At 72.8% G+C, this 6,944-nt stretch carries 6 protein-coding genes; 2 read left to right on the plus strand and 4 right to left on the minus strand.

The genetic code is table 11. The annotated features are described in order from the left end of the window. A partial coding sequence (locus tag AB0L40_RS25405) for a phosphotransferase (RefSeq protein ID WP_364361204.1) occupies window positions 1-462 on the plus strand: 462 nt, incomplete at its 5' end. Next, entirely contained in the window at window positions 462-2,315 is a 1,854-nt protein-coding gene (locus AB0L40_RS25410) for a GAF domain-containing protein (protein ID WP_364361206.1), read from the plus strand. The genes AB0L40_RS25405 and AB0L40_RS25410, both read left to right, overlap by 1 nt. 132 nt (window positions 2,316-2,447) lie before the next feature. Here the strand turns inward: AB0L40_RS25410 and AB0L40_RS25415 are convergent, their stop codons facing one another. The 4 genes from AB0L40_RS25415 to AB0L40_RS25430 all read right to left on the minus strand — a co-directional run. After that, window positions 2,448-2,828 carry a hypothetical protein gene (locus tag AB0L40_RS25415; protein ID WP_364361208.1) on the minus strand — a complete coding sequence of 127 codons (381 nt, stop codon included), beginning with the start codon at window positions 2,826-2,828 and terminating at the stop codon, window positions 2,448-2,450. 120 nt (window positions 2,829-2,948) lie between these two features. Then, window positions 2,949-4,331, minus strand: coding sequence for an MlaD family protein (locus tag AB0L40_RS25420; RefSeq protein WP_364361210.1), 1,383 nt, complete (start codon window positions 4,329-4,331; stop codon window positions 2,949-2,951). Further along, entirely contained in the window at window positions 4,331-5,686 is a 1,356-nt protein-coding gene (locus tag AB0L40_RS25425; protein ID WP_364361212.1) for an MlaD family protein, read from the minus strand. Before AB0L40_RS25425 ends, AB0L40_RS25420 begins: the two co-directional genes overlap by 1 nt. After that, window positions 5,683-6,944, minus strand: a 1,262-nt coding sequence (locus AB0L40_RS25430; protein ID WP_364361214.1) for an MlaD family protein, incomplete at its 5' end; no start/stop codon positions are given. The genes AB0L40_RS25425 and AB0L40_RS25430, both read right to left, overlap by 4 nt.

The raw sequence follows: 6,944 nt of genomic DNA on the forward strand, positions 1-6,944 counted from the left end.
GACACCATGCCGGTCTCCGGTCCGGCGACGATCGTGCACGGCGACTACCGCATCGGCAACCTCATGGTCCGCCCCGACGACGAGCAGCCCGTCGCCGCGATCCTCGACTGGGAGCTCGCCACCATCGGCGACCCGCTCGCCGACCTCGGCTACCTCGTCGCGACGTGGGCGCACCCCTCCGCACCCGAGCACCCGCTCACCCGGCTCTGCCAGGTCACCTGCGAGGACGGCTACCCGTCCCCGGACGAGCTTGCCGCCCGGTACGCCGCCGCGACGGGTCGCGATCTGGCCGACCTGTCGTGGTACGCGGCCTTCGCGCTGTGGCGCCTGGCGGTGCTGTTCGAGTACGGCAAGCGGCGCTACGAGACCGGCGGCGGGGACGCGTACTACGCCGACCCGTCCATGGTCCTCGAGTTCATCGCCGCCGGGCGCGCCCTCGCCGACGCGGGGAGCGCCGCCTGATGGCCACCGTCGAGGCGCTCTCGCCGCCGTCCGCGGCCCCCCGTTCGCGCCGCGCGGCGACGACCGCCCGCCCCGCGGGCGACGGCCCCGAGGAGCGCGCCGCCCACGCCTTCGGCAGCACGCTCGCCCGCGTCGGCGACGAGGACGGGCTCGGGACGTTCCTGGCGCACGCCTCCCGGGCGCTGGCCGCGCTGGTCGGCGTCGAGCGCTGCAGCGTCTACCTCTGGGACCGCCGCACCGGCCGCTTCCGCGGACGCGTCGCGCATCCCGCGACCCTCACCGACGCCGTCCGCCGCGTCACCATGGGCGGCCCGCCCGACGAGCTGACCGCCGACGTCGTCCGGTCCCGCCGCCCCGTGTCCGTGCCGGACGTGACCCGCGACGCGCGGACCGCCCGCGGCGTCGTGCGCGAGCAGCAGGTGCGGTCGCTGATGGCCGTGCCGATGATCCACGGCGGTCACGTGATCGGCCTCGCCTACCTCGACGACGCCGACCGGCGCCACGCCTTCACGCCCGACGACGAGCGCGCCGCCATGGCCTTCGCGACGTCGGCCGCCCGGTGGGTCGACCGCTCGCTCCGCGTCGCCCAGCTCGCGACCGTCCGCGACGAGCTCGCCCGCGAACGCTCGGTCCTCCCCCGGGCCACGGAGCTCGAGCAGCGGCTCGCCGAGCACACCGGCGCGCCGTTCCAGGAGCTGCTGGAGCAGGTCGCCCAGGTGGCCGGCCGGCCGATCGAGGTGCTCGGCGCCGACGGCCGGTCGGTGGCCCGCGCCGGCGGCGGCGACGAGCCGGGGCCCCCGCTCGGCCCGGCGGCCGGCCTCGAGATCGCGCGCGTCATGCGCAACACCGACCCGGGCCACGCGCGGACCGTCGCGACCGACCTGCGCCGCGGCCTGACGCACCGGTGCGTCGCGACGCACGTCGCGCTCGAGGCCGGGGAGCAGGGCCTGCTCGTCCTCGTCGAGCGCTCCGCCCCGCTCTCGCCGTTCGACGCGCTGCTCGCCGTCCGGGCCGGCGCCGCGCTCTCGGCGTCCACCCGCCGCCCGACGGCGCGGAGGTTCGCCCGGGGCGACGTCCACGCGCTGGCCTTCGAGCGGATGCTCGACCACGGTCTCGCGCTGCCGGGGACGGCGGAGCTCGCCGAGCGGCTCGAGATCGCCGCGGCGGCGCCCCGCCTGGTGGCGCTCGTGCTCGCGCGCGGCCCGCTCGACGCCGACGACCTCACGACCGCCGTCGTCCCCTGGCAGGCCGTCCCGGTCCCCGTCCCCGGCGGCCTGGCGCTGGTGATCGACCTGCCGGACGACACCGTCCCCGCCGACGCGGCCACCGACGTCCGCGACGAGCTGGTCGCGGCCCTGGACGGCGCGGGCACGACGGACGCCGTGGTCGGCGTGTCGGGAGTGTCCGGCTCCCTCGCGGACCTCCCGCGTGCGACCGCGCAGGCACGATCGATCGTGGCGGCGATGGGCGGCGCCGACCGGGAGTCTCGCCCCGCCGGGGACGCCGGCGCGGTCGGCTGCACCATCGACGAGCTCGGGCCGGCGCGGCTGCTGCTCGCGTCGCCGGCGGACGCCGGCCGCATCGCGCTCGAGCTGCTCGGGCCCCTGCTGGACCCCGACCCGTCCATCGCCGACCTGCTCCGGACGCTCGAGACGTTCTGCGCCACCGACGCGAGCATCCGCGCGACGGCCACGGCCCTGCAGGTCCACGAGAACACGGTCCGGCACCGCTTCGGGCGAATCCGCACGATGACGGGCCTCGACGTCGCGGCGTCGACGGACGACCTCCTGATGGTGCGGACGGCGCTGTCGGCCCGGCGCTTCGCCGCGATCGCGGCGCGGCACCGGGGCTGACCCGGCGGGCGGGACGCGGCCGCCGCCCCTCGCGGCCGCGCCGCGCACCGCTCCCGGTGTCGCACGTCGTCCGCACGCCGTATCCGCGTGTCCCCCGCCCTCGGCCAGGACGGCGCGAAGTCCAGTCCCGCGTCAGCCCAGCAGCCGCCGCGAGCGCGCCCAGACGAGGTGCTGCGAGAGGTTGAACGCCGCCCCGAACGCCGAGGCCGGGGTCAGCCTCCCGCGCCGGATCACGTCCTGGGCGACGATCACGCTGTCGACGACCTCGCAGAGCTGGTTGACGAGGACCGCGTCGCGCTGGGTCCCGTTCCTGATCGCGACCAGCGTGTGGATGCCAAGCGCGATGTCGCGGCTGCCGAGGAAGACGTTGGCCTGCCGCGAGTCCTCGGAGGACTTCGCCCCGATCAGCGCGAGCGCGATCGCCGGCGCCGCGAACGCCGCGACGCCGTAGGCGATGCGGACGCCCGCGACGACCTGCAGGTAGGTGTCGACCTCGGTGGTGTCCGTGCTCATCTGTCGCTCCTCTGTGGATGCGGTCGCGGGAGGCCGGCCCACGAACGCCCCGCGCCCGAGGCCGCGCCCGCGGCGGGTCGTCGCGGGCGCGGGGTGACGCGGGGTGTCGTGGTCTCCGGCCTACTTCGTGGTCGGTACCGGCGGGTCCGGGGTGTCGTCGCGGCCGATGTGCGGGAACTTCGACGTCGTGGTCCCGAACGGGGTGGCCTCGCTGTCCGCGCGGGGCAGCGAGTTCGGCTTGCGGTAGTGGTTCGTCGTCTCGTGGATGAAGTCCTTGACGGGACCCTGATCCAGGAGCGGCGCCAGGAGCGCACGGACCTCGGGCGTCTGGTTCGACAGCGTCCGGTCGCTGACCGGGCAGCCACAGACGCCGAGGATGCCGTTCTTGTCCTGGGTCGCCGCGTGCAGCCCGAAGTTGGCGAGGAAGCTGCCGAACTCCTTGTGGTACGGCTCGAGGTACGCCAGCGCGGGGTTCGCCTCGCGGAGGATGTTCTCGATCGTGGGGACCGTCGCGGCGCCGTCGTTCGCGAACGGCGTCAGGGACGCCAGCGTCGGGTTCGTCGCCTTGAAGAGGGCCGGCAGCGAGTCCGTCAGCCGGCGGGCCCTCGTGGCCGTCGGCCCGAGCCGGTTGAGCACCGGCTTCAGCGACTGCAGCGACGTCTTGAGGTCCGTGACCACGGGGGTCGCGTTGCCGGAGAACCGCGTCAGCCGCGACACCGTCGTCCGGGCCTGCTTCAGCGTCGGCGGGATCGACTCGAACGTCGTGCGCACGGCCTGGTCGCGGGCGGCGACCGCCTCGGCCGTCGCCTTCGCCGTGCGGACCAGCGTCTGCAGGTCGGTCGTCCGGCTGCTGATCGCGCCCATCACGACGCCGGTGTTGGCCACCAGGCGCGCGATCTGCCCGCGCTGCTCGTTGAGGATGTCGAGCAGCTGGCTCCCGTCCTCCGCGATCGGCGCGACGCGGTCGAACAGGTCGTTCAGATCCTGGCCGCGGCCCTTGACGGAGTCACCGGCCGCCCGGAGGTTCTGGCTGACGTGCTTGCGCGTCTTCGGGTCCAGCGTGTTCAGGACCTTGTCGATCGGCACCGACTCCTGCTGGGCCGCGACGGCGAGGGTGCCGCCGTCCGGGACCTGCCCGGACTTCGCGTCGCCGATCGTCAGGTCGACGTAGTTCTCACCGACGAGCGTCTTCTGCCGGACCAGGATCTTCGCGTCGCGGTAGACCGGCGCGTACTTCTTCTTCAGCTCCAGGACGAACGACGTCCGGTTGCCGGAGATGTTCTCGATCGTGCCGACCTCGCCGACCTTCACGCCGGCGGACCGGACGTCGGCGTGCTTGAGCACCTGCTGCGGCTCGGTGAGGATCGCCGTGACCTTGTACGGCTTCTCCGCGAGCGGCAGCTTGCCGCCGGCCGTCGAGTAGAAGTACGCCAGGATCGCCATGCCGCCCAGGAGGATCAGGAGCAGCACGAACGTCTTCGCGCCCACGTTCTGCGTCTTCATTACTTCTGCTCCTGGCTGACGGCGTCGTCACGAGACGGCAGTGGCGTGCTCGAGGACTTCGCGCCCGGCTGGTCGTTGTTCTTGATCGCCGACGCTGCGTCTCCGGTGCACGGGCCCTGGATGCGCCAGTCGATGTCCTTGACGTAGTTGCCGATGCCGGCGAAGCCGACCCCGACCGTGGCGCGGGCATTGGCGACGTATCCGCCGTCGCCGTACTTGGCGATCGACTGGATGCGACTGACGAACGTGCCGACGATCGGCAGGCACGGGGTCACGATCTTCGCCCCGCGGGCGAGCTGCGTCGCTTGCGGCACCAGCGGCGTCAGCGCGTCCGACGCGTTCTGCGACGTGAGCGGGAGCTCCCTCGCGAGCGGCTTGAGCGCCTTCACCGAGGGTCGGAGCGACGTGACGGCGGGCGTGGCGTCGTCCGAGAAGTCGCTGAGGCTGTCGAGCCCGGACGGCAGCGACTTCGCGACCGGCTTCAGGGACTTCAGTGCCGCGTCCAGCGGCACCGTCGTCTGCCGGACGTTCGCGAACGTCGTCTGCAGGTTCCTGAGCGTGCCCGGCAGCTGCGCGATCGTCGACGAGAGCGTGCCGTCGTGCTGTGCGAGCGTGCCGAGCAGCTGGCCGCCGTTGTCGACGAACCCGGTCAGCTGCTGGTCGCGCTTGCCGAGGACCTCCGTGATGTTCGCGAAGTTGTGGACCAGCCGGGCCGTGTTCTGGCGCCGGGAGGACAGCGCCTCGCCGAGGCGGGTGGCGACCTGCAGGAACGGGCCGAGCTGCGCGAAGCCCTCCTTGAGCTTCGCCCCGCGGTCGTTCGTGCCGGCGCCCAGCTGGTCGATCAGGCTCGAGAACCGGGCCCGGGTGTCGGAGTCCAGGACGTTCAGGACGCGGCCGACCTCGACCTGCGACTTCGTCTGCGTCGCCGGCAGCACCTGACCCTCCTTGAGCAGCGGCGCGTTGGAGCTGCCGCGGCTGAGGATGTCGACGTACTCGTCCTCCAGGGCGGTGACCGGCCGGATGACGACCTTCGCGTCGGTGTGCAGCGGCGCGTACTTCTTCTCGATCTTGATCCCGAGGACGGCCTGGCCGTTCTCGAGCTTCGAGGAGGAGACGCTGCCGGCCTTGATGCCGGCGATGCGGAGCTCGGCGCGGCCCGGGACGACGCCCTTGACGTTGTCGAACCCGACCTTGTAGGACGCGTAGCTGACCCACGGCTTGTCGCCGGCGAGGTTCCGGATGACCGTCACCCCGGCGAAGACGCCGGCGAGGATCAGGAGCAGGAAGAGGATCGCGGGCCCGACCGAGCGTCGGAGCTCGAGGATCAACCGGTCGCGACCGGCGCTGCGACTCATCGTCCCGCCCCCTGCTTGATGTCGAGTTTGCTGACCAGCGACCGCAGGCTCGCCTTGTCCTTGAACGTCTTGAGGAGGTTGTCGGTGACGCTGTTCTTCACGGACGAGTTCTTCAGGACGACCTCGTTGACCGGGGTCCCCGTGATGAGACCCGTGATGAGCTTCGCCACGGTCTCGCACTCGATCTTCTTGTCGAGCGGGACATCACCCGAGGAGATGTAGGTCTTGCAGGGTGAGAAGCCCTGCTCGAGCGACTCGCCCAAGCCGGCCTCGAAGTTCACGACCGGACCGTTGGAGTCGCCCAGCGCCGCGACGCTGCCGGCAACCGAGGTGAGCGGGCCGAGCATCTCGTACTGCTTCAGGCCGACCTCCTTGGAGCGGGTCCGCAGCCACGGCAGGATCGGGTAGATCGCCTGGTCGAGCACCGGGTTGGCCGCGGCCATCAGGGCATTGCCCGAGCTCGTGAGCTTCAGGAGGTCCTGGACCGCCGGCCGCAGGGCGCGGACCGTCGGCTTCGCGTCGCGCAGCAGGGGCGCGGCGGCGTTCAGCAGCGGCGTCGCGTCGTCGGCGGCGTCGTCGACCTTGCGGGCGCCGGGGCGCAGCTGCTGCGCCACCGGGTCGAGCACGTCGAGGGTCGTCCGCAGGCGCGCCATCGTCGCGCGCGTCTCGCTCAGCGCGCCCGGGGCGGTGCTGAGCAGCGCCCGCATGTCCGACGCCCGGGCGGCGGTGACGCCGAGCGCCACGCTCCCGTTGTCGATGAGGTCGCCGAGCTGGACCTCGCTCTTGGCGAGCGCGCCGACCGTGCGGCTGGCGTTGGTGATCATGCGCTGCAGGTCACCGGGCTCGGTGCCGCGGATCGACCGCAGTCCCGGGCCGAGGGTCTTCATCGCGGGGCCGAGGTTCTTGACCGTGCTGCGGTACCCCGCCGGAGAGGCGAAGCCCTTGTCGAACTCGTCGATGATCGTCTTGACGGCCTTCCGGCCGTCGGCGTCGAACGGCTCGATCGCCTGGTCGAGCTCCGTCTGCGTCTCGGTCCGCGACTTCGGGATGATCGTGTCGCCGATCGCCGGCGCGCTCTTGGAGCCCGGCTTGAGGTCGACGTAGAGGTTGCGGCCGAGGAGCGTCCGCCAGCGGAGGCCGATCGAGGCGTCCTGCTTGACGTCGACGCCCTTGCCCTTCTCGACGAGCATCGTCACCTTGGCGCCGCGACCACCGGGGCCGCGCTCGACCTTGGTGACCTGGCCGACGTCGACGCCCT

This window comes from Patulibacter sp. NPDC049589 (assembly GCF_040675535.1).
Lineage (GTDB): Bacteria > Actinomycetota > Thermoleophilia > Solirubrobacterales > Solirubrobacteraceae > Patulibacter.